The organism is Porphyromonas somerae DSM 23386, assembly GCF_000372405.1.
Taxonomy (GTDB): domain Bacteria; phylum Bacteroidota; class Bacteroidia; order Bacteroidales; family Porphyromonadaceae; genus Porphyromonas_A; species Porphyromonas_A somerae.
In genome coordinates, this window is record NZ_AQVC01000014.1 from 1 (window position 1) to 25241 (window position 25241).

General features: G+C 43.9%; 21 protein-coding genes and 4 tRNA genes. 11 read left to right on the forward strand and 14 right to left on the reverse strand.

The genetic code is table 11. The features are described from left to right. From A3GK_RS0103920 to A3GK_RS0103935, 4 genes are all read right to left on the reverse strand, one after another. Nucleotides 1–1423: NAD(P)(+) transhydrogenase (Re/Si-specific) subunit beta (locus A3GK_RS0103920; protein ID WP_026161703.1), on the reverse strand; the 1423-nt coding region annotated here is incomplete at its 3' end. After that, a complete protein-coding gene (locus A3GK_RS0103925; protein WP_026161704.1) occupies nucleotides 1420–1764 on the reverse strand; it encodes an NAD(P) transhydrogenase subunit alpha in 345 nt (114 codons plus the stop codon). The genes A3GK_RS0103920 and A3GK_RS0103925, both read right to left, overlap by 4 nt. 76 nt (nucleotides 1765–1840) lie before the next feature. After that, a complete protein-coding gene (locus A3GK_RS0103930) occupies nucleotides 1841–2998 on the reverse strand; it encodes an NAD(P) transhydrogenase subunit alpha (RefSeq protein ID WP_018028183.1) in 1158 nt (385 codons plus the stop codon). Nucleotides 2999–3318: 320 nt separating this feature from the next. Continuing rightward, nucleotides 3319–3391 (reverse strand) — tRNA-Thr (locus A3GK_RS0103935). A 300-nt stretch (nucleotides 3392–3691) separates the two neighbouring features. On the opposite strand from A3GK_RS0103935, the gene coaA reads away from it, so the two are divergent. Further along, nucleotides 3692–4636, forward strand: coding sequence for a type I pantothenate kinase (gene coaA / locus A3GK_RS0103940; protein ID WP_018028184.1), 945 nt, complete (start codon nucleotides 3692–3694; stop codon nucleotides 4634–4636). On the opposite strand, the gene A3GK_RS0103945 is transcribed toward coaA, so the two are convergent. From A3GK_RS0103945 to dapB, 4 genes are read right to left on the reverse strand one after another with little or no spacing between them, the layout of a single operon-like run. Next, entirely contained in the window at nucleotides 4605–5204 is a 600-nt protein-coding gene (locus A3GK_RS0103945; RefSeq protein ID WP_018028185.1) for a WbqC family protein, read from the reverse strand. The two genes, coaA and A3GK_RS0103945, sit on opposite strands and share 32 nt — an antisense overlap. Next, nucleotides 5201–5542, reverse strand: a complete 342-nt coding sequence (locus A3GK_RS0103950) for a hypothetical protein (RefSeq protein WP_018028186.1) — start codon at nucleotides 5540–5542, stop codon at nucleotides 5201–5203. Before A3GK_RS0103950 ends, A3GK_RS0103945 begins: the two co-directional genes overlap by 4 nt. Further along, nucleotides 5542–6927 carry a S26 family signal peptidase gene (locus tag A3GK_RS0103955; protein ID WP_018028187.1) on the reverse strand — a complete coding sequence of 462 codons (1386 nt, stop codon included), beginning with the start codon at nucleotides 6925–6927 and terminating at the stop codon, nucleotides 5542–5544. The genes A3GK_RS0103950 and A3GK_RS0103955 overlap by 1 nt, the downstream gene beginning before the upstream one ends. Before the next feature lie 6 nt (nucleotides 6928–6933). Continuing rightward, nucleotides 6934–7653 (reverse strand): 4-hydroxy-tetrahydrodipicolinate reductase, encoded by a 720-nt coding sequence (dapB, locus tag A3GK_RS0103960; RefSeq protein WP_026161706.1) that lies wholly within the window; start codon nucleotides 7651–7653, stop codon nucleotides 6934–6936. 298 nt (nucleotides 7654–7951) lie between these two features. Here dapB and A3GK_RS0103965 point away from each other — a divergent pair. Together A3GK_RS0103965 and A3GK_RS0103970 are read left to right on the forward strand one after the other, a co-directional pair. Beyond that, a tRNA-Ile gene (locus A3GK_RS0103965) sits at nucleotides 7952–8025 on the forward strand. Between the two features lie 158 nt (nucleotides 8026–8183). Continuing rightward, nucleotides 8184–8256, forward strand: a tRNA-Thr gene (locus tag A3GK_RS0103970). A gap of 218 nt (nucleotides 8257–8474) precedes the next feature. Here A3GK_RS0103970 and A3GK_RS0103975 read toward each other — a convergent pair. Beyond that, a tRNA-Lys gene (locus A3GK_RS0103975) sits at nucleotides 8475–8547 on the reverse strand. A 319-nt stretch (nucleotides 8548–8866) separates the two neighbouring features. On the opposite strand from A3GK_RS0103975, the gene A3GK_RS0103980 reads away from it, so the two are divergent. The 5 genes from A3GK_RS0103980 (at nucleotide 8867) to A3GK_RS10400 (ending at nucleotide 14130) form a co-directional block, all read left to right on the forward strand. Continuing rightward, nucleotides 8867–10156, forward strand: a complete 1290-nt coding sequence (locus A3GK_RS0103980) for a replication-associated recombination protein A (RefSeq protein ID WP_018028189.1) — start codon at nucleotides 8867–8869, stop codon at nucleotides 10154–10156. Between the two features lie 10 nt (nucleotides 10157–10166). Further along, a complete protein-coding gene (murB, locus tag A3GK_RS10395) occupies nucleotides 10167–11213 on the forward strand; it encodes a UDP-N-acetylmuramate dehydrogenase (RefSeq protein ID WP_018028190.1) in 1047 nt (348 codons plus the stop codon). Nucleotide 11214: 1 nt separating this feature from the next. Beyond that, the gene (locus tag A3GK_RS0103990; protein ID WP_018028191.1) at nucleotides 11215–11985 is read left to right on the forward strand and encodes an MBL fold metallo-hydrolase; all 771 of its coding nucleotides are present in this window, start codon (nucleotides 11215–11217) and stop codon (nucleotides 11983–11985) included. Between the two features lie 6 nt (nucleotides 11986–11991). Beyond that, nucleotides 11992–12924, forward strand: a complete 933-nt coding sequence (gene queG / locus A3GK_RS0103995) for a tRNA epoxyqueuosine(34) reductase QueG (RefSeq protein WP_026161708.1) — start codon at nucleotides 11992–11994, stop codon at nucleotides 12922–12924. A gap of 597 nt (nucleotides 12925–13521) precedes the next feature. After that, nucleotides 13522–14130, forward strand: coding sequence for a metallophosphoesterase family protein (locus A3GK_RS10400; RefSeq protein ID WP_081605311.1), 609 nt, complete (start codon nucleotides 13522–13524; stop codon nucleotides 14128–14130). A gap of 350 nt (nucleotides 14131–14480) precedes the next feature. On the opposite strand, the gene pdxH is transcribed toward A3GK_RS10400, so the two are convergent. Genes pdxH through dxs form a run of 4 tightly spaced genes read right to left on the reverse strand, consistent with a single transcriptional unit; the run spans nucleotide 14481 to nucleotide 19919 of the window. Beyond that, nucleotides 14481–15131: a pyridoxamine 5'-phosphate oxidase gene (gene pdxH / locus A3GK_RS0104015; protein WP_018028196.1), complete on the reverse strand. Its 651-nt coding sequence runs from the start codon at nucleotides 15129–15131 to the stop codon at nucleotides 14481–14483. Nucleotides 15132–15160: 29 nt separating this feature from the next. Then, entirely contained in the window at nucleotides 15161–16657 is a 1497-nt protein-coding gene (locus A3GK_RS0104020) for a TrkH family potassium uptake protein (protein ID WP_018028197.1), read from the reverse strand. 10 nt (nucleotides 16658–16667) lie between these two features. Continuing rightward, nucleotides 16668–18011, reverse strand: a complete 1344-nt coding sequence (trkA, locus tag A3GK_RS0104025; protein WP_018028198.1) for a Trk system potassium transporter TrkA — start codon at nucleotides 18009–18011, stop codon at nucleotides 16668–16670. A 6-nt stretch (nucleotides 18012–18017) separates the two neighbouring features. After that, nucleotides 18018–19919, reverse strand: coding sequence for a 1-deoxy-D-xylulose-5-phosphate synthase (dxs, locus tag A3GK_RS0104030; protein ID WP_018028199.1), 1902 nt, complete (start codon nucleotides 19917–19919; stop codon nucleotides 18018–18020). A 132-nt stretch (nucleotides 19920–20051) separates the two neighbouring features. On the opposite strand from dxs, the gene xerA reads away from it, so the two are divergent. The 3 genes from xerA to A3GK_RS0104045 all read left to right on the forward strand — a co-directional run bounded on the left by xerA (nucleotide 20052) and on the right by A3GK_RS0104045 (nucleotide 22311). Beyond that, nucleotides 20052–20960 (forward strand): site-specific tyrosine recombinase/integron integrase, encoded by a 909-nt coding sequence (gene xerA / locus A3GK_RS0104035; RefSeq protein WP_018028200.1) that lies wholly within the window; start codon nucleotides 20052–20054, stop codon nucleotides 20958–20960. 224 nt (nucleotides 20961–21184) lie between these two features. After that, nucleotides 21185–21478 (forward strand): HU family DNA-binding protein, encoded by a 294-nt coding sequence (locus A3GK_RS0104040; RefSeq protein ID WP_316928560.1) that lies wholly within the window; start codon nucleotides 21185–21187, stop codon nucleotides 21476–21478. Between the two features lie 248 nt (nucleotides 21479–21726). Continuing rightward, entirely contained in the window at nucleotides 21727–22311 is a 585-nt protein-coding gene (locus A3GK_RS0104045; protein ID WP_211205455.1) for a superoxide dismutase, read from the forward strand. A gap of 111 nt (nucleotides 22312–22422) precedes the next feature. Here the strand turns inward: A3GK_RS0104045 and A3GK_RS0104050 are convergent, their stop codons facing one another. After that, on the reverse strand, nucleotides 22423–25236 hold the full coding sequence (locus A3GK_RS0104050) for a M16 family metallopeptidase (RefSeq protein WP_018028203.1): 2814 nt from the start codon (nucleotides 25234–25236) through the stop codon (nucleotides 22423–22425). Nucleotides 25237–25241 lie beyond the last annotated feature (5 nt).

Here is a 25241-nt window from a genome sequence, read left to right on the forward strand (position 1 = left end):
CAGGTGCTGATGAGTGCAACTCTTTGATGAGTTTGCCGACACTCTCCTTCGCATCGCCTAGCATCATGGTCACCTTCTCCTTGTTTTCGTAGAGTGGGTTNGGNACNTTGGCATAACCTGGTTTGAGNTCGTAGTTACAGATGATGATCTTCTTTGCTTGGTCTACATTGAGTACCGGCATACCATAAATAGGGGTGCCCTCAGCCTCACGAGCCGCTGGATTGATCACGTCATTAGCTCCTACCACTACTACGAGGTCGGTGTTGCTGAAGTCATCATTGATCTGCTCCATCTCAAAAAGCTCCTCGTAGTCTACATCGGCCTCTGCAAGTAGCACATTCATATGCCCTGGCATACGACCAGCTACTGGGTGGATTGCATAGCGTACCTTAGCTCCATTCTCTTCAAAGGCTTGTCCAAGTTGCTTAACCTGATGCTGAGCTTGAGCCAAGGCCATACCATACCCTGGTACGATGATCACGCTCTTAGCAGCCTTCATCTCCTCACTTAGAGTGCTCTCTTTTGAAGCTTGAGGCTCTGCCTTAGGTGTTGGAGGTGGAGTAGAACTCTTTTTTGCTTGAGTTGGTGCAGATGTTTTGCCCAATAGAATATCAAGTAAGCTCCTATTCATCGCTTTGCACATCACTTGCGTGAGAAGCAATCCAGAAGCCCCCACTATACCACCTATCGCTACCAGCATTACATTGCCAATTGCCATACCTGCTATACCACCAGCTACACCGCTCAGAGAGTTGAGAAGTGAAATGGTTATAGGCATATCAGCACCACCTACTCGAAGAGTGAAAATCCATCCAAAGAGGCCTGAAACCACCACAGTAAGGAGTGCAATCCAAATGAAGTTATCGGTGTTAAGGAACCATCCACCCCATATAAGCATAACTAAGGATAGCACAAGTAATCCTAACATTATCAAACTATGAAAGGGTAATATGACAGGTTGTTGCTTTAACACTCGATGCAACTTTCCAGCTGCTACGAGGCTCCCAGTAAGTGTTACCATACCGATAACAATGGCAAGTACAGCAGTAAAAGCCTCAAAATGGAAGGTGGGTTGCTGAAAAAAACCAACAATACTAGCTGATACAGAAGTAACACCAAGTGTTACGATACCGACGAGTGCTGATGCAGCACCACCTAGACCATTAAGTAGCCCCACAGTTTGTGGCATCTGAATCATAGTCACTTTGCGTGCTAGCACAAGTCCGATAGCACCACCCAATAGCAAGAATAGACATGCAACCAAGATGGCTGTAAGACTACCACCAGAAAAAGCAACTAATATCGCAAGTATCATCGCAATGATACTCAATCGGTTGCCTTGTACTGCAGTGGGAACTCGACTCATCATCCATAGTCCCACAACAACGAGAATAGGAATAAGATAGCTTAGAAACACACTCATGACTTACCTCCTTTCTCTTTGCCTTTTTTAGACTTGAACATCCGGAGCATACGCTCTGTAACCCCAAAACCACCTACAATATTGATCATGGCCAAGAGAATGGCAATGCCAGAGATAATTATTGCTGTATTGATGATTCCAGCACCTCCAAACCACCTAGTCAGCTCTGTGAAGCCAACAAACTGAAGTAGGCTGATTATGGCACCAACTACTGTAATTCCAGAGAGAGCATTCATTCCCGACATAAGTGGGGTGTGGAGCAAACTTGGTATTTTCTTAATCACAAAGTACCCAACAACAGAGGATACTATGAATACCAGTACTAATAATATAGGACTCATATATAATAATAACAAAGTTAAAGGAGGTATACGGGCGGACATAGGTCCGTAGTATACCTCCTTTAGCGTGCATTAATTACTTATTCATTGCCTCAAGTGTGCCTTGATGTACGATCTCATGGTCACGAGTTACGAGGATCTTCTGACAAATCTCATCACTCATATCTAGAGCAATCTTGCCATCCTTGGTAAGGTACTTCACGAGGTTGTAAACATTTTGGGCAAACATCCATGTGGAGCTATTAGGCAGTAGACCAGGAATGTTTTTGATACCGATAAGAGTTACATTGTGCTTCCTCTCTGTCTCTCCTGGGGGGGTGATTTCGCAGTTTCCGCCTTGGTCGATAGAGATATCCACGATCACAGAGCCAGGCTTCATCTGCTTAACCATCTCTTCTGTGATAAGCGTTGGGGCAATCTTACCAGGAACAAGTGCAGAGCAAAATACGATGTCCATCTCCTTGATAGTAGGGAATAGCATCTCACGCTCCTTAGCTAGTACATCCGCTGGTAAACTATTGGCATATCCTCCTTCGGCAATTGCCAATTCAGCAGGTACGCCCGTTTCAATTGGCTTAGCTCCCAAACTAGTGGCTTGCTCCAGAGCCATAGGACGAATATCTGCAGCGTAGGTGATAGCACCAAGACGTCGTGCAGTGGCTAGTGCCTGAAGACCAGCAACTCCCACTCCTATAACCATTGCCTTAGCAGGTTTGATTTGACCTACAGCAGTAAACATCTGAGGCATAAAGTAGGCCAATTCATTAGCGGCTAATAAGATGCCCTTATACCCTGCACAGGTACTCATAGAGGTGAGCGCATCTAAGTTTTGAGCTCTGGATATGCGTGGAATGCCATCAAGCGTCAAAGCAATAACGCCCTGCTTAGCCAGCTTGCGTACCATGTCGTGATTTACAGGTGATGCAGGGTGTATGAAGGTAATCAACACCTGACCTTCATGCATCATATCTACTTCATGCTTTCCAAGTCTCTCATTGAATAGAGGCTCTTTGACTTTAAGAATAACATCTGCCTTTTGGTACAGCTCTTCAGTATCAGTCAAAAGCTGAGCACCAGCAGTTACATAGTCATTGTCGTGGTGAAATGAAGGCTCACCAGCACCAGCCTCTACATAGACTGTAGCACCATCGGCTACAAACTTCTCTACAGTTTCAGGAGTTGCAGATACTCGGCTCTCACCGTGCATTATCTCCTTTGGAATGCAAATAATCATAGTGGTCTTTTAATAGGTTTTGCTCATCGGAGAAGTATCAAAAGAGACCCGCTCCTAAGAGTTAGTTATTACTACAATGCTTTTCTCCACAAATGTAGGGAAAAGCCGACTATTTGCCAAGTACAATATGTTGTTTTTTTGCAATAACTATTTTGATATGCACATTGCAATACTCTTGATACCACATCAATCAAAAGAGTATTGTTTAGCCATTATTCCCGCTTTAATTAGATATTATCTACGGCAACCTTATCACAAAAAAATAAGGAAATGCTTGTCTGCACTCCCTTATAACCATATGCTTTTCTCTATATACTTTGAGCCGAAGACGGGACTCGAACCCGTGACCTACGCATTACGAATGCGTTGCTCTACCAACTGAGCCACTTCGGCAAACTGTTATGGTTTGTCTTTGACGTCGCAAAGATAATAAATTAATTAGAATTCATAATAATAATTGGTGATTATTCCTGGGTGAATAGATTTGATTGTAGGGGTATATGTTGGTGAAAATAGGTACATTTGCATCACAATTTGTAACATGTATGAAATCTAAGCGTAATCACTATATCTGTCTGACCTTTTCATCCAATGGGATAAGTGGTTTGTTGCAGTTCAAAAAAATACTATTTTGTTTGAACAGCACTCCACAGAGTCTTATTGTTTAGCACGGTAGATTAAAGTCGCAAAACAATGCAAAACTCAACTTTTTCGCCTTTTCGCACTTTTACTCGTAATGAATGGAGCCGGCTTGATAGCCATCCCGACTTTCCTTTTTCACAGATTGACTTGAGTAAATTAAGAGCTCTCAATGAACCACTAACTGAGTCTGAAATTAGTGATATATATCTGCCACTTTGCAGGTTGCTTCAAATTCATATCACTCACTTTAAGAGACTACACAATGAATATGATGAATTTTTCCATAAGCCGTCTCATAATGTCCCTTTCGTAATTGGGATTGCTGGAAGTGTCGCTGTGGGAAAGAGTACTACGGCACGAGTGCTTCAGAAACTACTCTCAATGGATCAGTCGTGCCCTAAGGTGGACCTCCTGACTACCGATGGTTTTCTCTTGCCCAATGCTGAGCTGGCGAAAAGAGGAATCTTGGATCGCAAAGGTTTCCCTGAAAGCTATGATGCAAAGCGATTGATCAACTTCCTTTTTTCAGTAAAAAGTGGTAAAAGATACTTGGAAGTGCCAGTGTACTCACATCTATTCTACGATATTATCCCAGATGAAGTACAGGTCATTGACCAACCAGATATATTGATCGTGGAGGGAATTAATGTATTGCAGGTAGATCCGGATAGAATGGAAGCCACGCAGCAAGTATTTGTTTCGGACTTTTTTGACTTTTCTATCTACGTGGATGCAGATGTGGAAAATATTAGAAGGTGGTATGTGGATCGATTTATCAAGCTTCAGCAAACAGCCTTCAATAATCCTGATTCATTTTTCACAAGATTTGCTGACTTGCCATTAGAGGAGGCAAAAGCAATAGCTAACCAGATCTGGGAAGAGATTAACCTTAAAAACCTATATGAAAATATTCTACCGACTAAGTTTAGGTCAAGCTTAATCCTTGAAAAAGGAACGGACCATGCTATGCGATCGGTTCGTCTTCGAAAAGTATAAGCCTACTCTCTGAACCTATACATAGTAGCATATCTAGGGCTGATAAATTTGGTTGAAACCCAAATTTGTATTCAAATACCTGCCAGTATCTTCTTGAAAAAAGATGATGCTGAGGTGTATAAAACTCCGTCAAAAAAATTGGTGAACCATCTTGAGTATGGACCAAAGGAGGGGTGTCAATACCAATTAACTTACAAAGTAAAGCTAACCAATCGTGATTGTAATCTACTAAGCGATGAGCTGGGTTGAAGACGTGCTCCCCGATTGATTCACAATAATGCTCCCAATATGGTGTGGAGCAATAGTTACTTCTAAGCATTTGCCACAATTTATTCCTCCATTGACCATGCTCGGAAATACAAACTTCGTATGTAGATGGTGATGGGTATCCAATCTTCTCTACTGGTATAGTGAAGGTTACCTTTCCGTTGGGGCCCATAAGGTTAGTCCTATTTCGAAAGGTTTGTTTCTCATACTGTTCACCCACATATATTCCACTGACCTTATTGTGAGCGAGAAGATATAAATAGGGTATGTTGGGCAAAAAGGCAGTTGGCAAAGTCATCATAGTCTAAATGATTTTATCATCTTGCCCTTAATCATCTTTGTCTTGATCCATTTCTCTTCACCTCCTATACGGACTTTGCACTTCTCCTTTGTGTGAGAGATGTATTCGGCAGGTGCTAGCTCCCCATTTGTGAGCTCAATGAGAATAATATCTCCCTCAACCTTTGGTTTTGACTGGATAGAGACGATTATCAAACTCTTTTGTGTCGTGCTATCACCTTCAATGTAATAGGTGCCAATGAAGAAAAACTTTATCAGGATAAGTAGGAACGCAAGGAAAATCAACCATAACCAAACTATGCCTGATGACCTATAGCTCTTATTTTTTTCTCTCCCCATCAATGTAGAGTGGTAAAAAATCTATTCCACCTCACACCACCTTTATCCTTATCCCAAGAGAGCCATACAAACATCGGTTTCCCGACTATGTGATCCTCTGGAACAAAACCCCAGCTACGAGAGTCTAGTGAATTGTGCCTATTATCGCCCATCATCCAGTAATAATCCATCTCAAATGTATAAGTGTCAGATGCAATGCCATCAATATAGATAATGCTATCTTTTACGACTAAATCGTGACCTTCATAATTTGTGATGCAGCGTTTATACAGCTGTAGGTTGTCGGGAGTGAGGTATATAGTAGCACCTTTCTTCGGAATCCATAGGGGTCCATAATTATCTCGAGTCCAACCTGTTTCCATGTCTATTGGGAAAGTGTAAAATTGATCCGCTGATGGAGAAGGTTCTACAATAATCTTGGTAACTATAGAGTGTCGCTCTAGCTTTTCTTTCATTTCCTTAGTTAAAGGGAAATGATACAATGCCCCAGAAGTGCCTAGAGTATCATTATCGAATACAAAGGTTTGATTTGCTAATAACACAATATCATCTTCATTAATACCCAAGTCTTGAAGTTCTTTTGCTGAGAAGTGATTACCATTAGTCTCAACGAAATAATTATACTGGAGTTTTTCAGGCTCTTTCATCAATTGCCCATTGATGTACAGCGAATTATTTATGATCTGAAGCGAGTCGCCAGGCATTCCTACAGCTCTTTTGACATAGTGGTCGCGCATGTCAACAGGCCTATACACCACCTCTCCAAACGTTTGTTTATCGCTCCATATTCGGTCTCTCCCATACTGCTTTTTAAGGGTATAGTAGTCGGGGTTCGTGACATTTAGAGCTACAGTATCTCCTACCGGGAAATTGAACACAACGATATCATTCATCTTTACCTTTCCAAAGCCTTTGACTCTATGATATTTCCATTGTGGTTTATCCAAATATGCTTTACCACCCCCAGGAAATTGATTGTGAAATAGAGGAAATGCCAAGGGAGTCATCGGAACCCTAGGACCATAACTTAACTTGCTTACAAAAAGATGATCACCGATTAAAGCTGTTTTCTCAAGGGAGCCTGAAGGTATCTTAAACTGCTGAAACACAAAAAGGTTTAGAAAGTGCACAATGATTAATACAACGATTAAATCCTCAACAAGTCCCATAATTCCCCTCACTACAGAACTTGAAGACTTCTCCCACCACCGCCACGGAATAATGCGAGTAACGTAAATATCAAAAATGAAAGGATAAACAATTAGGAAAAACCAAGCACTACTCACCCAGATCGAAAACAAAAGGATAATGACGCCCCAAATCGCAGCTTTAATCCATTGTTTCTTGGAAACTCCCTTCCAATCTATTCTTTTCTTCTCTTCCATAACAACTTAGTCTAATCGAATTAAATCCTCCATTCCATAAATACCCTTTTTGTCAACCACAAATTCGGCAGCTAATACGGCGCCAAGTGCTAGACCTTTTCTACCCTTTGCTTCGTGAGAAAGGGTTAAAACATCCTCTTCGCTCTCATACTTAACTACATGGGTGCCAGGGACACTATCTTTACGTATCGAGGTGATCAAAAGTTGGTCATCCCTATGAGTAGGGACTTTATTAGGTTCTAGATACGCTAAAGTCTCCGACTTCGAATCTAGATACTCAAGCATCTCATTGGCAATGGTGAGTGCAGTGCCGCTCGGATAATCTAGCTTATGGATATGATGTGTCTCTTCAACAGTTGGTAGGTAGTTGGGATAATGGTTCATCAACCTTGCCATATAGGTATTAATCAGTCGGAAAAGATAAACCCCTACACTAAAATTGGATGCGTAAAAAAGTGTGCCGTTATTCTGCTTCACGCAATCAACTGCTTTGCCCCACTGCTCTAGCCATCCAGTGGTTCCCGACACGATAGGAAGCCCTTGTTGGATACACTTAGTTATATTATTAAATGCAGCTTCAGGACGACTAAATTCAATCACAATATCGCAACTAGGGAGAGTATCCCAATCGGAGTCAACTGTAGCTACAATCTTATGCCCACGAGATAGTGCAACTTGTTCCACCTCGTGCCCCATTCTTCCATATCCTAATAAACAAATTCTCATATATCGGCACTAATCTAGTTTACATATAGGCAAAGATACAACTTTTACTATACTTCTATTCACTTCACAATCTATAAATCAGTCGGAAACGCCCTTTAATGCTTAGACTTGCTATAAAAACGCATTTGAATAGAAGATGCATAATCTACCAAGGCGCATCACTCCTATTATATAGATCCAAAAGCAAAATATTTTCGTAAACACTTGCCTGAGAAAACTATTATTGCTATCTTTGCAAACACGAAAAACGAGAGGATGCGGAGATTTCGTGTAATGCACGCAAAGCATCTATTTGATTGGTCCTGTAGCTCAGTTGGTTAGAGCACCTGACTCATAATCAGGGCGTCCTTGGTTCAAGTCCAAGCTGGACCACGTTAAAGGTATACATTTGGTAGCGACAAAAAATAATGGTACCTTTGCAATCGTTACGGGTAAGTCCTGCACGGCCAGCTCCTGGTGAACTCCCCCAGGGCTTGATCGCAGCAAGGGTAGCTGGTTGTAGCGGCGCGATGTAGATAGCTTACCCACCCGCCTCTTTAGCTCAGTTGGTAGAGCTCCTGATTTGTAATCAGACGGTCGCTGGTTCGAGTCCGGCAAGAGGCTCAAAGGGTGTTAAGGTGTGGATTTCAGCACTTTAACACCCTTTTTCTATTGTGAAATGAAGCCTATTTTGGAGGAGAGATATATGTGGTCTTTGTAGAGAGTCTTGGAAAAGATGCAGTGACTGCCAAAAACAAAAAGCTCTTTAATTTACCGATGAAAGAGGTAGATTGAAGAGCTTTAATATTGTCTCCTTCTGAAGGAGGACTGAAAACAAACTGTGATCTGCTTGGGGCTCGAACCCAAGACCCCAACATTAAAAGTGTTGTGCTCTACCTACTGAGCTAGCAGATCCCGCTTTCAAAGCTTTGCAAAGGTACATAAATATTTCAAGTATACAAAGAAATTACATTGGTTTCTCCTAATCCAACCTATTTCATAACCATTTTGCCATTAAAATGATATGCTTATAAGACTATTCTATAAATAACAGACGCTATCCAGATGAAAACGGAGACCCTATCTCGACGAAGTGACAACAATCAATAGAGGGGATAGGAATGACGTTCTTGGCGAACCTCTCTCTATTGGCTGAAAAAATGGGTATATTTACAAAATGAAATTAAGGAGGGTAGTGAATAGGGATAGAAGGATCATTTTTTGAAAGTGGCTTATGAGCGAGCAATTGGCACCATTGGCTGAGAGAATGCGCCCTACACAGCTGTCGGAGTATGTTGGGCAGGAGCATCTTGTGGCGAAAGGTGCTCCCCTGTACGAGATGCTGGAGAGTGGCCTGTTGAGGAGTTTTATCCTTTGGGGTCCTCCTGGAGTAGGGAAAACGACCTTAGCTCATATTATCAGTGAGCAGATGGGGCTTCCCTTCTTCACGCTTAGTGCGGTCTCGGCTGGGGTGAAGGAGGTTCGGGAGGTGATTCAGAAAGCCGACGAACGGCGGAGTGGCCTCTTTGGTGGTGGTAAGACACCGATCCTATTTATTGATGAGATACATCGGTTTAGTAAGTCGCAGCAAGATTCTCTGCTTCACGCTGTGGAGCGGGGAAGCATCACTCTTATTGGTGCCACAACGGAAAACCCCTCCTTTGAGGTGATTAGGCCGCTGCTCTCTCGCTGTCGGGTCTTTGTGCTGAAGTCGCTTGACGCCCATGCGTTGCAACAGCTTTTGGAGCGGGTGACGAAGGAGGATGTGGTGCTGAAGGAGTACCAGTTTGATATTCAGGAGACAGATGCCCTCTTTGCCGCTTCGGGTGGGGACGCACGGAAGCTCCTGAATATCCTTGAGCTACTAACCACTATGCCCGATGCATCCCAAAATAAGCGGGTATTGATCAATAACCAGTTGGTCGCCCATTATCTTCAGCAAAATCCAGCCGTCTATGATAAGGGTGGGGAGATGCACTACGATATTATCTCCGCATTCATTAAGAGTGTCAGAGGGAGTGATCCAGATGCAGCACTCTACTGGTTGGCAAGAATGATAGAGGGTGGGGAGGAACCCCGCTTTATTGCCCGACGGTTGGTGATATTGGCGGCTGAAGATATAGGCTTGGCCAACCCCAATGCCCTCCTGATTGCCCAGAGTGCTTTTGATGCTGTGGACAAGATTGGGTGGCCCGAGGGACGAATTCCTTTGGCCGAGGCGACCATTTACCTCGCTTGTAGCCCAAAGAGCAATAGTGCATACCTAGCTATAGACCAAGCACTGGCCTATGTGCGGAATCATACTGCCCACCCGGTACCTATGCACCTACGTAATGCACCTACAGAGCTGATGCAGGAGCTAGGGTATGGCAAGGATTATATCTACCCTCACGATTACCCTGGTCATTTCGTGGCCCAGCAATACCTACCTGATGCTCTGCTAGGAAGTAGTTTTTGGCAACCTGCCGATAACCCACACGAAGCGAGACTTGCGGAGGTGAGAAATAAGAATAAAAATCATTAGAATAAATATCATGCAGATACACAAAGGCTTTGAATTAAAGGGGCTCAACACCTTTGCAATGGCTTGCAAAGCGAGTTTTTACATTGAGCTCGAATCAAAAGAAGATATCCAGAAGCTATATCGCGACGAGTATTTCCGTACCTTGCCCATGATGATTAAGGGTGGGGGAAGCAATTTGCTCTTTATTGGCGACTTTAGGGGAGCGGTGCTGCACTACTCGGGGCAAAAGGTGGAGCTCTTGGAGGAAAATGAAGAGACCCTCCTCCTGAGGGTAGAGGCGGGTAAAAACTGGCACCAGTTGGTCCTCGAAACCACCGGAAAAGGGCTATGGGGCTTGGAAAATCTAGCCCTGATCCCTGGCGAAGTAGGGGCTTCGGCAGTCCAAAATATTGGAGCTTATGGGGCAGAAGCCTCTCAGGTGATAGAGGCGGTTCATAGCATCAATCTAGAGACAGGGGAAGAGCGTATATGGACTAATGAAGCGTGCCAATATGGTTATCGATACTCTGTTTTCAAGGAAAAGGCACAGCAGTTTGAGGTGATTTATGCGGTAGATTATCGGCTTTCAAGGTTGCCAAAGCCCGATCTTCATTATGCAGGTCTGCAGGCTCTTCGTGAGCTACCTTCTATCACTCCGAAAAGGGTTGTGGAGGAGGTGATTCGTATCCGAGAAAGCAAGTTGCCTGATCCTGAGGTGCTCCCCAATGGAGGTAGTTTCTTCATGAACCCAATTATTGATAAACCTCACTTCATTCACTTGATGCTTAAGTACCCAGAGATGCCACACTACGCTTTGCCCGAGGAGAAGTTCAAAATACCAGCCGCATGGTTGATTGAGCAGGTGGGGCTCAAGGGGGTAAGGGATGGAAAGGTAGGTACCTACCCACAGCAACCCCTCGTGATTGTCAATTATGGCGATGCCTATAGCTACGAGGTAGTAGACTTTGCCCAGCGGATCATTGAGGCAGTACGTAAGCAATTTGATATAGAGCTACACCCCGAGGTACGAATGGTGCGGAGCGGTGCACAGGAGAGCATTGGAAATATAGGAAGATAAAATGATGGGAAAGCTCACCTTTTTAGGAACCGGAACTAGTACAGGGATACCAGAAATCGGCTGCGATTGCCGCACCTGTACCTCACAAGACCCACGGGATCAGCGATATAGAGCCTCGGCACTGATTCAGTATGGGGGCGAGGATATCCTGATCGATTGCGGTCCAGATGTCCGTAGCCAGTTACTCAGCGTACAGTGCCACAATCTTGATCGTATCCTTCTCACCCACGAGCATTACGATCATACCGGTGGTATTGACGATATGCGTCCGCTCTTTAGGGATAAGCCTGAAGTGCCTGTCTATGCGGAGACCAATGTTATTCAGGCGGTCATGCGCCGACTTCCCTACGCTTTTGTAGATCACCGCTACCCCGGTGTGCCCCATATTGTGATGCACGAGGTCTCGGTGGGCACCCCTTTGGTGCTTAAGGATGGGAGTCGTGTGGAGCCCATCCGAGTGATGCATGGTAAGCTCCCAATAGTAGGTTACCTATTCGATAAATTGGCTTATGTCACCGATTGTAAAACCTTACCAGAGGAGACGATGGAGCGACTCAAAGGCATTCCTACCCTCGTGATCAATGCCCTGCGGCTCTATGAACACCCTGCGCACATCACCCTCCAAGAAGCGCTCCATTTCATTGAGGAGATAAAGCCCCAAAGAGCCTATCTTACTCACTTTGCTCATACCTTTGGCACGCACCAAGAGATCGAGAAGATGTGCCCCGAGGGGGTCTTCCCAGCCTACGACCGCTTGGAGCTGACCTTCTAAAGCAATATGAAGTCGCTCAACAGCCAAATAAATAGCCAAATACGCACTATCGCTATGGAGATGGGGGCCGATGCGGTCGGGTTTGCCCCTATTGCCCAGGTGGCAGATAGCGAAATAGCAAGGTACAAAAATTGGCTATCGCACGGCAACCACGCTAGTATGTCCTACCTAGAGCGATATATGGAGCAACGACAGCACCCCCAGTTGCTTTTACCCCAAGCCTCCTCGGTCATCATCTTGGCAGTTAGTTATTACCCCCCACAGAGGCAAGATGCAACGGCACCAAAAGTGGCTAAATATGCCCTCGGTCGAGACTATCATAAGGTGATGAAACGATTGCTCTTGGGGCTTGCCGATCGAATCCATTCTGAGGTTGCACCCCATACCTATCGGGCAATGGTAGACACCGCTCCCTTCCTGGAGCGGTATTGGGCTGAGCAGTCGGGGATCGGCTTTATCGGCCATCATCGCAACCTCATTGTACCGGAGGTGGGGAGCTTCCTATTCCTTGGGGAGTTGCTGACCTCCCTTAGGTTGGAAAGCGACCAAAGTTGCTCCCACTCCTGTCACGATTGCCAAAGGTGCCTCAAGGCATGCCCCACAGGAGCCCTCACCGAGGAGGGGCTGAATGCCCACCGATGCATCAACTATCTTACCATAGAGGATCGAGGTGCTATTCCATCAGAGCTGGCACAGCAGTTCGGACGTCGATTTTACGGTTGTGATACCTGTCAAGATGTCTGCCCCTACAACCAATCTCCTAAGCCCGCCTCACTATTCACCCCCTTCCCACAGCTCCTCCACCTCGATCGGAAGGACCTTGAGGAGCTCGATGAAAAGCATTACGCTACCCTATTCTATGGTACCTCAATGACGAGGGCAAAGCTCCCTGAGATGCAACGAAATACAGAAGTATATTTATCCAATAACCCAGAATGAAGAAAATACTATTCATACTGCCCCGAACTCTTCGCCTCCCCTTAGACCCATTAAAGAAGGCACCGTCATGACTTCTGAGCATCTGTAATTTAATAGTATTAGTGAATAATAAAGGCTACACTCAATTTTGGGTGTAGCCTTTAATCTATCTGTAGAACAAAACTGTACTGCTTAGTGGTCGTGCTCTTGTCCCTCTTCCATAGTGACGTGTATGGTTCCCTTTGGATGCTCTATAGGAGCATAGATGCTGTACAGTTTCATCGGCTTGTCACCGATGTTTTTCAAAAAGAACAAGCTAGCAATGATAACTATTTTAATATGAAGCAAATGCTTAAAAGACTTTGGGCTCAACCATTGTAAAATATGCCTGTAGTGATTTGCCCTTGAAATAATCGGTGAATTGGCTACACATAGTTTTTACCTTATTTTTGGAGAAGTCCAGCAAATCTATCGGGCAATCCTTTTCTGTTGGGAGATAATCTCTTTTTATCCGTATGCCTAAATTCGGCATAAGAGAGTATTATCTTTGCAAAAAGATAGACGTGGAATGAGGCTTCCCACATAGTGTAAGCCTCGAAAGTCAGATTCTTGATTACGATGAGAGTACTAGCGATAAGCGACACGCATGGGATGCATTGGAGAAGTGAAACACCTCCAGATGCTGATTTACTTATTCACGCAGGTGATTTTTCTATGATTGGAGCAAAGGAGGAAGCACTAGACTTCTTAGAGTGGTTTACCAACCTACCTCATAAGCACAAAGTATTCATTTGTGGAAATCATGATGAAGCACTGCTACGAGGTAATATAAATGGGTTGCCTTCAAATTGCCACTTTCTCAACTATTCAAGTGTGATTATCGAGGGAATAAAGATCTGTGGCATTCCATTTTATGTGGAGCCCTATGGTAGTAAAGAGCTCCCTCCTAGGCTAAAAGCTATTTGTGAGAATGATATTGATGTATTGGTCTCGCATCAACCACCTTATGGAATGCAAGATGTCTCAGAGTTATATGGTCATTATGGAAGCCATACCTTATTAAATATAGTAAAGAAGGTAAAACCGAAATTCCACATCTTTGGTCATATGCACGAAGATTATGGTGTGAAAGAGGAGGATGGTACTACCTTTATTAATTGTGCTTTGATGGGGGAGAGCTATGAGAGATGGACCAAATCCCCAATTCAATTTGAAGTAGGTAAATAGAGACTATTATGAAAAACTAACGGATAAGTTGCAGTGCTGTGTCTTTATTTTTAACCTTCTGATTTTCTGGTGTATATACAAGTGTTAGGATTAGTTGCATCTCGGTGATTGCTTTGTTGCAACTAAGTGATTGCTTTGTTGCATCTCGGCATTTGCTTAGTTGCAACTAAACTTTTGCTTTGATGCAACTCAATTTTATGAGCCTTCGTGCAAGAGTTTTTATTCACTCTATTACACCTTTGAAAGACACCCCCTAGGACAATTTCATTCACATAATAAAAAGGTCTCAAACATTAGCGTTTGAGACCTTTTTATTGGCTTTCTACTTTGGTCCGATAATGCAACTCCTATTATGGTGCTAGTCTTACGAGGGACCAGGTGCCATCTTGTTGGAGTTCGTATAGGAACCTATCGTGAAGTCGGCTCTCTCTCCCTTGCCAAAACTCGATTCTGTTAGGCGTGACTTCAAAACCTCCCCACGTATCTGGTCTGGGGACTCTTCTTAGAGTGCCAGTGTACTTTAGGCTCTCCTTGGCAAACTCTGCTACGATATAGGCACGGCTGGGGATCGGGTGGCTCTGAGGGGAGATCCGGGCTCCTACTCGGCTCATATAAGGTCGCTTGCTGAAGTAGGCATCACTCACCTCTGGGGCAACATGTTGGCAGATCCCTTCTACGTGAATCTGTCGCTCAAGCTGGTGCCAGAGGAAGGTGACCGATACGTGTGGGTTGTCGAGGATCTGTTGGCCTTTACGGCTCTCGTAGTTGCTGTAGAAAATAACCTTCCCATCCTTTAGCTCTTTGAGCAATACGGTTCGGGTGGAGGGGTGCCCATCGGGGGTAGAAGTAGCTACAATGATAGCTGTAGGCTCAATTACTTTTTGATGGATCGCCTCTTCCAGCCATTCCTCCATTTTCTTAATAGGGTCGGCGGGCATATCTTTTTTGGATAAGCTCCCTACTTTATAATCCCTTCTAATGTCTTCTACATGTAAGTCCATAGTAAAGTATTTCTTTAAAAGATCTCTATTTAGTTTCTCCAAAAGCTACGGTGTAGTAGCGTGATTACGGTGAATATCTCCAAGCGTCCGACCAGCATTAGGAATGAAAGTAAAAACGTATTGAAGTCGCCTAAGCTAGCATAATTGGAGAAAGGTCCGAAGGCACTGAGCCCTGGGCCTGAACTGGATATGCAGGCGATGGAGGCGGATACGGCATCGGTAAAGGAGTAGCCCTCTAGTGAAATGGAAAAGGTGGCGATAATGGATAGGGTGAGGTAGGCGTAGAAGAAGTTGTACACCTGTGTGATCACTTTATCCTTGACCACTGTGCCGTTATACCTTAATGGTACAATGGCTTGGGGGTGGGTGCGTCGGGTAAATTCATTGAGGAGATTGCGGGTGAGGATGCTGAACCTGATGGTCTTGAGCCCTCCACTAGTGGAGCCTGAACACCCTGCCACAAACATGAGGAATAGAGCAATGATCCAAAATGGTGCCCCCCAAAAGTTGTAGTCTTGAATCACATATCCCGTGGTGGAGAACAAGCTGACTACTTGAAATGTAGCGTGCTCCAATGCTTGAGGAAAAGAGGTGTAGTATTCACCGAAGTAGAGCCAAAGGGCTGAGGCAATAGAGATGACTACGATGATGGAAATGAACCAGCGGAACTCTGAATCTCGGAACAGCTTCTTGGGCTCTTTGCGAACGGTAGCGAAGTAGATCAGGGTGAAGCTGGTGGCACCAAAGAGCATAAAGATAGTAAGGACGATAATGATATAGTCGGAATTAACCTCGGCAATAGATTGATTGTAAATCGAGAATCCTCCGGTGCTGATGCAAGTGGCAGCGTGACAAACTGCTTCGTACAATGTAAAGGGACCAGCCCACAATAGGAGTACACAAAGGATGGATAGAATGATGTAGATAAACATGATCCACTTCGCCATGACGCCGATGCGGGGCACAAAACGGTCGTGGGTAATGCCGGTGGTCTCGTGGTCGTAAACTACGGAGGCACTTTCTCCTGCGAAGGGGACTAGGGCTACAATAAATACGATAATCCCGATGCCCCCGATCCACTGTGTGATACTTCTCCAAAGCAAGATGCTACGTGGGAGTGCTTCGATATCGGTGAGGATGCTGGCTCCAGTGGTCGAGAAGCCCGACATGGACTCAAAGAAGGCTTCTGAAACGTTGGGGATAAAGCCGCCTAATAGGTAGGGCATCATACCCAATAGAGATGTCAATACCCAGCTAAGGGTTACGGTGACCATACCCTCTCTTCGCCCTGTATCATAGCTATTCTGTCCTTTTCCATAGAGTGCTAGAGGCAATCCGACCACGAAATTAAGGCCAATGGTGGTGAGGAGTGCTTTGAATCCATCATCATGATAGTGCAAGGAGACGCCCAGGCATATCAGTAAGAAGATGGTTTGGAATAGGCTGAGTAGCCCTAGCACGAGGGCGACAAACTTGTAGTTGAAGCCTCGCTTGGTTTCGTATTCGTTGTGATCTATGAATGGCATATCGTATGAACTATCCAAAAAGCTTATTCAGATCCTTTGGAGAGGCGTTTTGGGAGAAAACCATCACCATATCGCCAGCTAGAATCTGAGTTTTACCTTCTACGAGTATTACTTGATCATCCCTCACCAAGCCGCCTATGGTAATTTCTTGTGGTAAATTAAGTTCCATCACCGGCTTGGTGGTGACTAATGACTTTTCACGTACGTTTATTTCGAGCACCTCACCTTGCCCTATGGATAGGGTTTTGGCATTGGAGATATCAATATTGAGTAGGTATCTGAATATGACGGAAGCGGCAATCAGCTTTTTATTGATGAGGTTGCCTATCTTCATCTCATTGGCTATGTCGAGGTAGTCGAGATTCTCTATTTGGCAAACAGAGATGGGCACCCCAAGCCTTTTGGCATTGAGGGTGGCGAGCATATTGCTCTCCGATGAACTGGTGAGGGACAAGAAGGCATCGGTTTTCTTGATCCCTTCATTGACCAATAGGTCGGGGTCCCTGCCATCTCCATGAATGACGAGGGTATGATCGGCGACCACTTCGGAGATTTTCATACACTTATCATAGTCTCGCTCTATAATCTTGATGTTCAGATCATCAGGGAGTAGCTGAGCCGTTTTGAGGGCGATTCTACTACCGCCCATGATGATGACTCTATGCACTTCTAGCTTATCCTGCCCGCAGAAGTTCCTCACCTGATCGAGGTACTTGGGCATAGAAGTGATGTAAAGGACATCATTGACCTCAATGCCATCCTGACCACGTGGTATGATGGTATGGCCATTCCGTACAATGGCCAAAATATGCATCACCTTATCCTCAAAGTCTGAGAGATTGATCAGCTTTTTCCCAACGAGAGGGGAGGAGGGAGTCACTCGAGCTGCAACGAGGTCTAGTTTCTTATCAAAGATGGTCCAATATTGCTTGGCCCACGGTAGACTAAGACTACTAACAATCTCTTGGGCGGCTAGCTGTTCGGGATAGATCATATCATCCACCCCAAGGTTGGTAAAGTGCTCTTTATAATTAGGGAGCAGGTATTCGCTATTATTAATTCTGGCTAAGGTCTTTTTGGCGCCCATAGTTTTAGCCATGTGGCAAGCAACTAAGTTGTCGCACTCCTCTGGGGTTACAGCTATGAATAGGTCGGTCCTTTCGGCACCTGCTGACTTTAGATCCTTGAAGGAAATCGGAGACCCTACGAATGGCATAATCTCCAACCTGTTATTGTAGACAAAGTCTAGATTGGTAGGCTCTGAATCGAGGAGCACAATATCATGATCCTCGTGTGATAGCATCTCAGCTAGGTGAGTGCCTACTTCTCCGGCTCCAACAATTAATATTTTCATAAGTTATTACTTAAACATCTGGATAGCTGTATCAATAAGTGATGAAGCATCCAAGCCGACATATTGATACTGAAGAGCCACAGCTCCTTGCTTAATAAACTGATCTGGTATGCCTATTCTTTTAATACGGATAGGAGTTCCCTTATCTGCATAATATTCTAGTAGGGCACTACCTACGCCACCTGCCAATGAGCCATCTTCGACCGTGATAATGGTGTCGTATTTCTCGGCTAAGTAGTCAAGCATCTCTGTATCTAGAGGTTTTACAAAACGGAGATTGACATGTCCTGGGTGATATCCGAGAGAATTTAGCTCTTTTACAGCGTGTTTGGCTTCATTGCCTACTGGCCCATAGGATACAAATGCTACCTTTTCTCCAGTTATGAGCTCTATGGACTTGCCAAGAGGTAGTTCCGAAAATGGCACTTTCCAATCTTTGCAAGCACCCTTTCCTCTTGGAAAACGTATCACAAATGGTCCTTCCTTATGATGCTTGTAGGCTGTGAACATCATCTGGCGGAGCTCTTTTTCATCTATAGGCGACATGATGGTGAGACCAGGAATGGTGCGGAGATAGGCAATATCATAAGCTCCCTGGTGTGTCATCCCATCCTCGCCCACGAGCCCAGCTCTATCTATGCACAGAATGATTGGGGCTGACTGCATCGCTACATCGTGGATTACCTCGTCATATCCACGCTGTAGAAAGCTAGAGTAAATATTGCAGAATGGTATCTCCCCTTTGAGTGCAAGGCCAGCAGCAAATGTTACGGCGTGGCCTTCTGCAATACCCACATCAAAGACACGATTGGGGTACTCGTGTTGCATAAAATTAAAGGAACTACCCGAAATCATGGCAGGAGTGATACCTACTACTCGCTCATCCATCTCTGCGAGCTCATGGAGGGTTTGCCCAAAAATCTCTTGGTATTTAAGTGGGGTGTCGGGAAGCTCAGGTGCCACATTCCTCTTACCTGTATTTGGGTCAAAGGGACCTGGAGCATGCCATACCACAGCACTCTCTTCAGCAGGTTTGTAGCCCTTGCCTTTGATGGTCTTGAGGTGAAGTAACTTTGGACCCTTGAAGTCTTTAATGCTTCTGAGGGTATTAACTAGTTCAACCACGTCGTGCCCATCAGTAGGTCCAAAGTACCGTATACTGAAGCTTTCAAAGAGATTCTTATCATTATTGATGAGTGCCTTCAGGCTATTATTGAAGCGGAGTAAATTTCTCTTCTTAGAGTCATCGATAAGCCGAAGCTTCTTCAATCCTTGATACCCCTTATGTCTGAGGCTATTGTATACTTTACTCGTATTGATTCGAACCAAATACTTACTGAGTCCACCAGTGATGGGGTCAATACCTATATGGTTGTCGTTGAGTATAATGAGTAAGTTATTGGGGTGGTTGGAGGCATTATTAAGTCCCTCAAATGCTAGGCCACCGGTCATGGCACCATCTCCAATAACAGCGACTACATTCTTCTCTTGATTTTGCAGTGATGCTCCTATAGCAATTCCTAAGGCGGCTGAAATGGAGTTGGAAGCGTGACCGGATATAAATGAGTCGTACCGACTTTCATTAGGGTGGGTAAAGCCACTTATACCTCCCCATTGGCGAAGCGTAGAGAAATCCTTTTTTCGACCCGTTAGTATCTTGTGTACGTATGACTGGTGCCCTACATCCCATACTATCTCATCATGGGGAATATCAAACACATAATGAAGCGCTACAGTCAATTCAACCACACCGAAATTGGCTCCTAGATGGCCAGGAACCTTGCTCAACGTCTCTAAGAGAAAGCACCGAATATCCTCACAGAGTTTGGGTAAGTCTGTGAGGGGCAGTTTCTTTAGATCGTCGGGTGAGCCTATTGTATCCAATAATGGGTAATTACTTTGCTCCATTTTTTATGTGTGTCAATAATAGATTGCGTTCTTATCATATATGCAAAGTTAGTCAATTCCACTCAATCTAGCACACTCGATAATTCGGGAATCGGTATTGAGAGTGTATTGATTATTTATTATCTTTGAATTATGGATAAAGGAATGATACTAAAGGACGAAATATTGGAGGACTACTATGAGTACCTCCTATTAGAGAGAAACTTGGCAAGCAATAGCATCCAAAGCTATGAAAATGATGTCAAGCACCTCCTTGAGTTTAGTGAAATGATAGGCAAGAGGTATTTGGACCTATCCTATGATGATTTGGAGCAATTCCTTTCCTATCTCGTAGATCTAGGGCTTGGCAAAAAGAGTCTTAGACGCATAGTTAGTGGTATCAAGAGCTTTTATCGCTTCTTGGAGTTAGAGGAGATTGTTACGGATAATCCTACAGAGTCACTTGAAGGGCCTATGGTATCAAGAGAGCTTCCGGAGGTTTTAACTGTAGAGGAGATTGATAGCTTGTTATCTGCTATTGACCTTAGCACACCGCATGGCGTTAGAAATGCTGCCATTTTGGAGCTATTATATAGTTGTGGGCTTCGCGTCTCTGAAGTGTGTGATATAACTTTTTCATGTCTCTTCTTGGAGGAGCGGTACATTAGAGTGGTAGGAAAAGGAACTAAGGAGCGATTGGTGCCTATGTCGGAGAGTGCTGTGGAGCGAATTAATGAATATCTACCAATTCGGCAAGCCATTATTCCAAAGTCGCCCTATCAGCATCACCTTTTTCTGAATAGAGTAAGGACAGGAATCAGTAGACAGATGATATTTATGATTATCAAAGACCTGGCTTACCAAGTTGGCTTGAAAAAGAAAATATCCCCACATACTTTGCGACATTCATTTGCAACCCATCTTTTAGAGGGTGGTGCCAACTTGCAAGCCATAAGGGATATGCTTGGTCATGCAGATATATCCACTACAGAGATTTATACCCATTTGGATAGGTCTACTCTTAGAAATGAGATATTACAGTATCATCCACGCAATCATTGATGTCCTGTTATATATTTCAGACTAATGATATCTATCAAAAATAACCCTAATAATTAAATAATCTAAAAATATGCCGAACTAATCAATATATCAAATATTTGCTCTATATTTGAAAGCGAAAGATTAGATGCCGTGGTATTGCTCATGCAGTAGTAGGTCTAGAGGGATTATTTGGTATCTATTTCTTAAGAGTTAGAAATTAATAGAAGTTATTATACACTTACATTTTAATAGTTGAAATTATGAATAAGACTGAATTTATTGCAGCTATTGCTGAAAAAGCAGAGCTTACTAAAGTTGATGCCAAAAAGGCTGTAGATGCAGGTATCGAGGTAATTACCAAAGAGATGAAGAAGGGTGAAAAAGTAGCTATCCTTGGTTTTGGTACATTCTCTGTTACTGAGCGTGCAGCTCGTGAGGGTGTGAATCCTCGCACGGGTAAGAAGATGAAGATTGCTGCTCGTAAGGTAGTGCGCTTCAAGCCAGGTGCTGCTCTTGACCTCAACAAAAAGAAGTAATGTGGTTTTAGAATCAACCACATTCAGTTACTTCTGATATAAGTGACTGATGGTTTATGCGAACTCTCACAGCATATTGATCTAGCTTTGAGGGTTCGCATTGTTTTGGCAAACCTTTTCTGTAGTCATTTGTTATACCATTAGAGACAGATATAATAAGCTATGACTTTTTCTGTGTTGGTTAGGGAAGCTAACCGAAACAGTAATCGTTGATGCTATCACTTAATAATAACATAAATGAGAAAATTATGAAGTTTGAACTTGTAAAACTACCTTATGCGCCTAATGCTTTAGAGCCAGTGATTAGTGAGAAGACTATAGGTCTTCACCATGGTAAGCACCTACAGACCTATGTAAACAATCTAAATAAGCAGATTGAAGGTACTGAGTTTGCTAATATGGAGCTCGTAGATATCGTGAAGAAGTCTGAGGGCGGTATATTCAATAATGCTGGTCAAACCCTTAATCACAATCTTTACTTCCTACAGTTTGCCCCTAAGGGAAGTGGTAAGCCATCGGCAGAGCTTCTTAAGGCAATAGAGGAGAATTGGGGTTCACTAGAGGAGTTTAAGAAGGCATTTGAAGCTGATGCAGCTTCTCTCTTTGGAGCCGGTTGGGCTTGGCTTTCTGCTGACAAGAGCGGTAAGCTCTCTATTGGGAAGTACACCAATGCAGGTAACCCTGTAGTGGATGGCCTAACTCCACTCTTGTGTGCTGATGTATGGGAGCATGCCTACTATGTAGATTACGAGAATCGTAGGCCAGAGCATCTATCTAAGATTTGGGAGATCATCAATTGGGATGAGATCAACAAGCGCTACGCGGATAGATAAATAGCTGATCACTAAGTGAATAATGGGCATATCTAGCGAAAAGCTAGATATGCCCATCTTATTTGTTTAGAACTGGCGTCTCTGCAAAGATGCCCCTCAAAAGACAGTGTTCTACAATAGCTGTTTTTTGGAAACTCTAGTGATTTGAAAGCTCTCAGAAAGTTGAGCCACTGTCTTATCGTCAATATTTCCTATCATCGACAGTGTGATAGGAGACTTTATAACCTTGTCTATATGAAAGTCAAGAACCTCCTGTAGGGTTATTGTTTTCAGGTTATCCTCAATAATCAAAGCAATATCCTTATTGTAGCCTTGACGTATATGCGAAGCAATTGTTCGGCTCTTCATCCTCATTGCTGGGTAAGTACTTCGGACATCGCTCCGCAGGGTATTTATAGCTATTTCAAGTCTATTAGGGTCATCAGGACTTCTATGTATCAGTTTATTGAGAAGCTCAATGACCTCTAGCAACTTATCAGTTTGCGTGCTTAGGTATACTAGTAAATCTGTTTGCCCGTCATGGATAGAGTGGGGTGCAAAACTTGCAAAGCTACTTACACTGTATGCTAAAGAACGATACTCACGGATTTCTTGAAATAGGAGTGAGCTCATTCCACTGCCTAGATAGGTCGAATAAACTCTGAGAATACTCTTTTCATAGTCCGATAGTACTCCCATAGGTAGATACCCTTTTATGACTACTTGAGTAGCACTAGGCTCATTGTGGAGTAGAATGCGATTGCCAGATGGGAGGACAGAGGGCACATAAAAGTAGCCCTCTCCACATTCTGATATGGCATCTAGATTGAAGCTACTCTTGATGCAAGAGGCGACCTTCTCTATCTCTAGCTTTCCAGTGTAGTGAATATCCAGTTCTGATTGTAGTAGATGGTGAAACTCTTCCACCATATCTTGGGCTTTCAGCTGCTTTATTTTAGACAGTGAAAGGTCTGCCTTGTAAGGTGCCTTTTCTCCATATCTTGCCAAGTCCAATAGTCGCTTTGAGAGCTCCGTGATATCAGCCTTTATCGCTCTATCTGAAATCTTCCTTGCCTCAATTAGCTTCTTAATCTGAGGCTTTTCTACCTTTATATCGTTCAAAATGGAGCCAACAAGTGCTATTGTCTCACTAAGGTAGTGGTCAAATCCAGAAATCCGAATACAGAAGAAACTAGGTTTGGACTCATAGGTGATAGTCGCCCCCAAACTTTGTAACCTTTGATTTAGCTCGTGTGCACTCATTTCGGCTCCACCAACTAAATCCAAATATTGCTCTAAATAAGTTTGGAGTGGGTGATAATAGGATTGACGGAAGAAGAGCAAATCGAGAGAAAAAAGATCATTAATCTCATTACCCACCTTATATAATCGAACCAGATCATTTGCCGACAAATCCCTCTGCTCCGCATCCTTTTTGAAGTCCAAATACTTCATAGGTAGCTTCGGGATTTCTAGCGTCTCTAGGTGTCGTGAAAATTCAGACTTCGCACCTTGATTCGGTGCTTTCACGGGCTGGTAGGGAGGCTTTGGTAGCTTTTCAACGGCATATCTTCCAGTTTGCTTCTTAACCTCCAGATAGTTGCCGTCCAAATATTTTTGTGCCACCTCCACCACCTCTTCCTTGCTTATTGAGCTAAGCAAATCCAATTCCCTCATCAGGTCACTCCACGTTTCATTCTGTGCAAAAAGTGACGAAAGAAGCTTAGCTTTCTGTTCGCTCGACTCTAATTGTAGGAGGTTGGCCTTGTACAGCGATTGTTTCACCTCCTCTAAAGCTTGAGTACTAAAATCCCCTCTTTTAATTCTATCGATTGCCTTTTGGACCCTTCTTTTAACTAGATAAGAGCTTTGGAGCAACTTTGGCATGATGTAGACCCCAAACAGCCCCATATCATTGAGTGCAAAGTTGATAGCCGCTGCCTCCATCACCTTTCCATCGATCGTAAGCCTATCCAGTAGCCCCGTTTTGCCATCGTTATTCAAAAGAGACTGTACCAAGGACAATGCTACCTGGTCCGGATGATTATTGGGTACCGTGTGCCAAATGAACCCCAGCCCCTTCACAAATGGGATAGGTACCTTTATGGTCATTTTCTCGTGTCCATTAAAAGGCATGGGCTGAGGGAGCTGCAAAGGTTTCCGACCACCCGATTTGATTCTTCCGAAAGTCCGCTCAAGCAGAGGTAGTAACCCCTCCTCCTTGATATCTCCAGTCAAGATCAGAGCCATATTCTCGGCATAGTAGTACTCTCTGAAAAATTCTTCCATCGCACGAATATCGGGCGATTTCAGAGCTTCAGTACTACCGATAATTGGATATCTATAAGGGTGGGGGGCTGCCAAGCGCTCCATAATTCTCTGAATCGGTTCTGTACTGATATTATTGGAGTACATATTCTTCTCCTCATAGACTGTCTCCAACTCACTTTGAAAGAGCCTAAATACAGGGGCAATCATCCGTTCACTATTCAGCTCGCACCAATGCTCCAGATACTGAGGCGAGAACGAGTTGTAAAATAGAGTATAGTCGTACGATGTGCCAGCATTCAGCCCACTCCCTCCATACTTCGAGATCAGGTGATTGAAGTCATTAGGGATGGCATACTTTGTAGCTTCAATATTAAGCTCATTAATTTTGCTTTGCACCTTCTCCCGTTCGGCACTATTTTTAGCTGTTTGTAGCTTTGAATATTGTTTGGTTATCTCCTTCAGAATAGGTGCTTCCTGCTCATAATCCACCGTGCCAATTCGTTGAGTTCCCTTAAACATAATATGCTCAAAATAGTGTGCTACGCCACTATTAGGGGTCTCCTTAGCACCAGCCCTTACCACCACCTGTCCATATACTTTAGAATCAGATGAGTCAGTAGAGATCCATACAGTCAGACCATTATGGAGAATAAACTCCTTAACTGATTCATTCATAAATG

What these genes read in the sequence shown, in the direction of transcription:
- A3GK_RS0103930 (WP_018028183.1), bottom strand. Translation starts at nt 2,998, where the DNA reads ATGATTATTTGCATTCCAAAGGAGATAATGCACGGTGAGAGCCGAGTA.
- A3GK_RS0104050 (WP_018028203.1), bottom strand. Translation starts at nt 25,236, where the DNA reads ATGAATGAATCAGTTAAGGAGTTTATTCTCCATAATGGTCTGACTGTA.
- A3GK_RS0104020 (WP_018028197.1), bottom strand. Translation starts at nt 16,657, where the DNA reads ATGCCATTCATAGATCACAACGAATACGAAACCAAGCGAGGCTTCAAC.
- A3GK_RS0103990 (WP_018028191.1), top strand. Translation starts at nt 11,215, where the DNA reads ATGATGGGAAAGCTCACCTTTTTAGGAACCGGAACTAGTACAGGGATA.
- trkA (WP_018028198.1), bottom strand. Translation starts at nt 18,011, where the DNA reads ATGAAAATATTAATTGTTGGAGCCGGAGAAGTAGGCACTCACCTAGCT.
- A3GK_RS0103980 (WP_018028189.1), top strand. Translation starts at nt 8,867, where the DNA reads ATGAGCGAGCAATTGGCACCATTGGCTGAGAGAATGCGCCCTACACAG.
- queG (WP_026161708.1), top strand. Translation starts at nt 11,992, where the DNA reads ATGAAGTCGCTCAACAGCCAAATAAATAGCCAAATACGCACTATCGCT.
- A3GK_RS0103945 (WP_018028185.1), bottom strand. Translation starts at nt 5,204, where the DNA reads ATGATGACTTTGCCAACTGCCTTTTTGCCCAACATACCCTATTTATAT.
- A3GK_RS0103950 (WP_018028186.1), bottom strand. Translation starts at nt 5,542, where the DNA reads ATGGGGAGAGAAAAAAATAAGAGCTATAGGTCATCAGGCATAGTTTGG.
- A3GK_RS0103925 (WP_026161704.1), bottom strand. Translation starts at nt 1,764, where the DNA reads ATGAGTCCTATATTATTAGTACTGGTATTCATAGTATCCTCTGTTGTT.
- dapB (WP_026161706.1), bottom strand. Translation starts at nt 7,653, where the DNA reads ATGAGAATTTGTTTATTAGGATATGGAAGAATGGGGCACGAGGTGGAA.
- A3GK_RS10400 (WP_081605311.1), top strand. Translation starts at nt 13,522, where the DNA reads ATGAGAGTACTAGCGATAAGCGACACGCATGGGATGCATTGGAGAAGT.
- A3GK_RS0104045 (WP_211205455.1), top strand. Translation starts at nt 21,727, where the DNA reads ATGAAGTTTGAACTTGTAAAACTACCTTATGCGCCTAATGCTTTAGAG.
- dxs (WP_018028199.1), bottom strand. Translation starts at nt 19,919, where the DNA reads ATGGAGCAAAGTAATTACCCATTATTGGATACAATAGGCTCACCCGAC.
- murB (WP_018028190.1), top strand. Translation starts at nt 10,167, where the DNA reads ATGCAGATACACAAAGGCTTTGAATTAAAGGGGCTCAACACCTTTGCA.
- coaA (WP_018028184.1), top strand. Translation starts at nt 3,692, where the DNA reads ATGCAAAACTCAACTTTTTCGCCTTTTCGCACTTTTACTCGTAATGAA.
- A3GK_RS0103955 (WP_018028187.1), bottom strand. Translation starts at nt 6,927, where the DNA reads ATGGAAGAGAAGAAAAGAATAGATTGGAAGGGAGTTTCCAAGAAACAA.
- pdxH (WP_018028196.1), bottom strand. Translation starts at nt 15,131, where the DNA reads ATGGACTTACATGTAGAAGACATTAGAAGGGATTATAAAGTAGGGAGC.
- xerA (WP_018028200.1), top strand. Translation starts at nt 20,052, where the DNA reads ATGGATAAAGGAATGATACTAAAGGACGAAATATTGGAGGACTACTAT.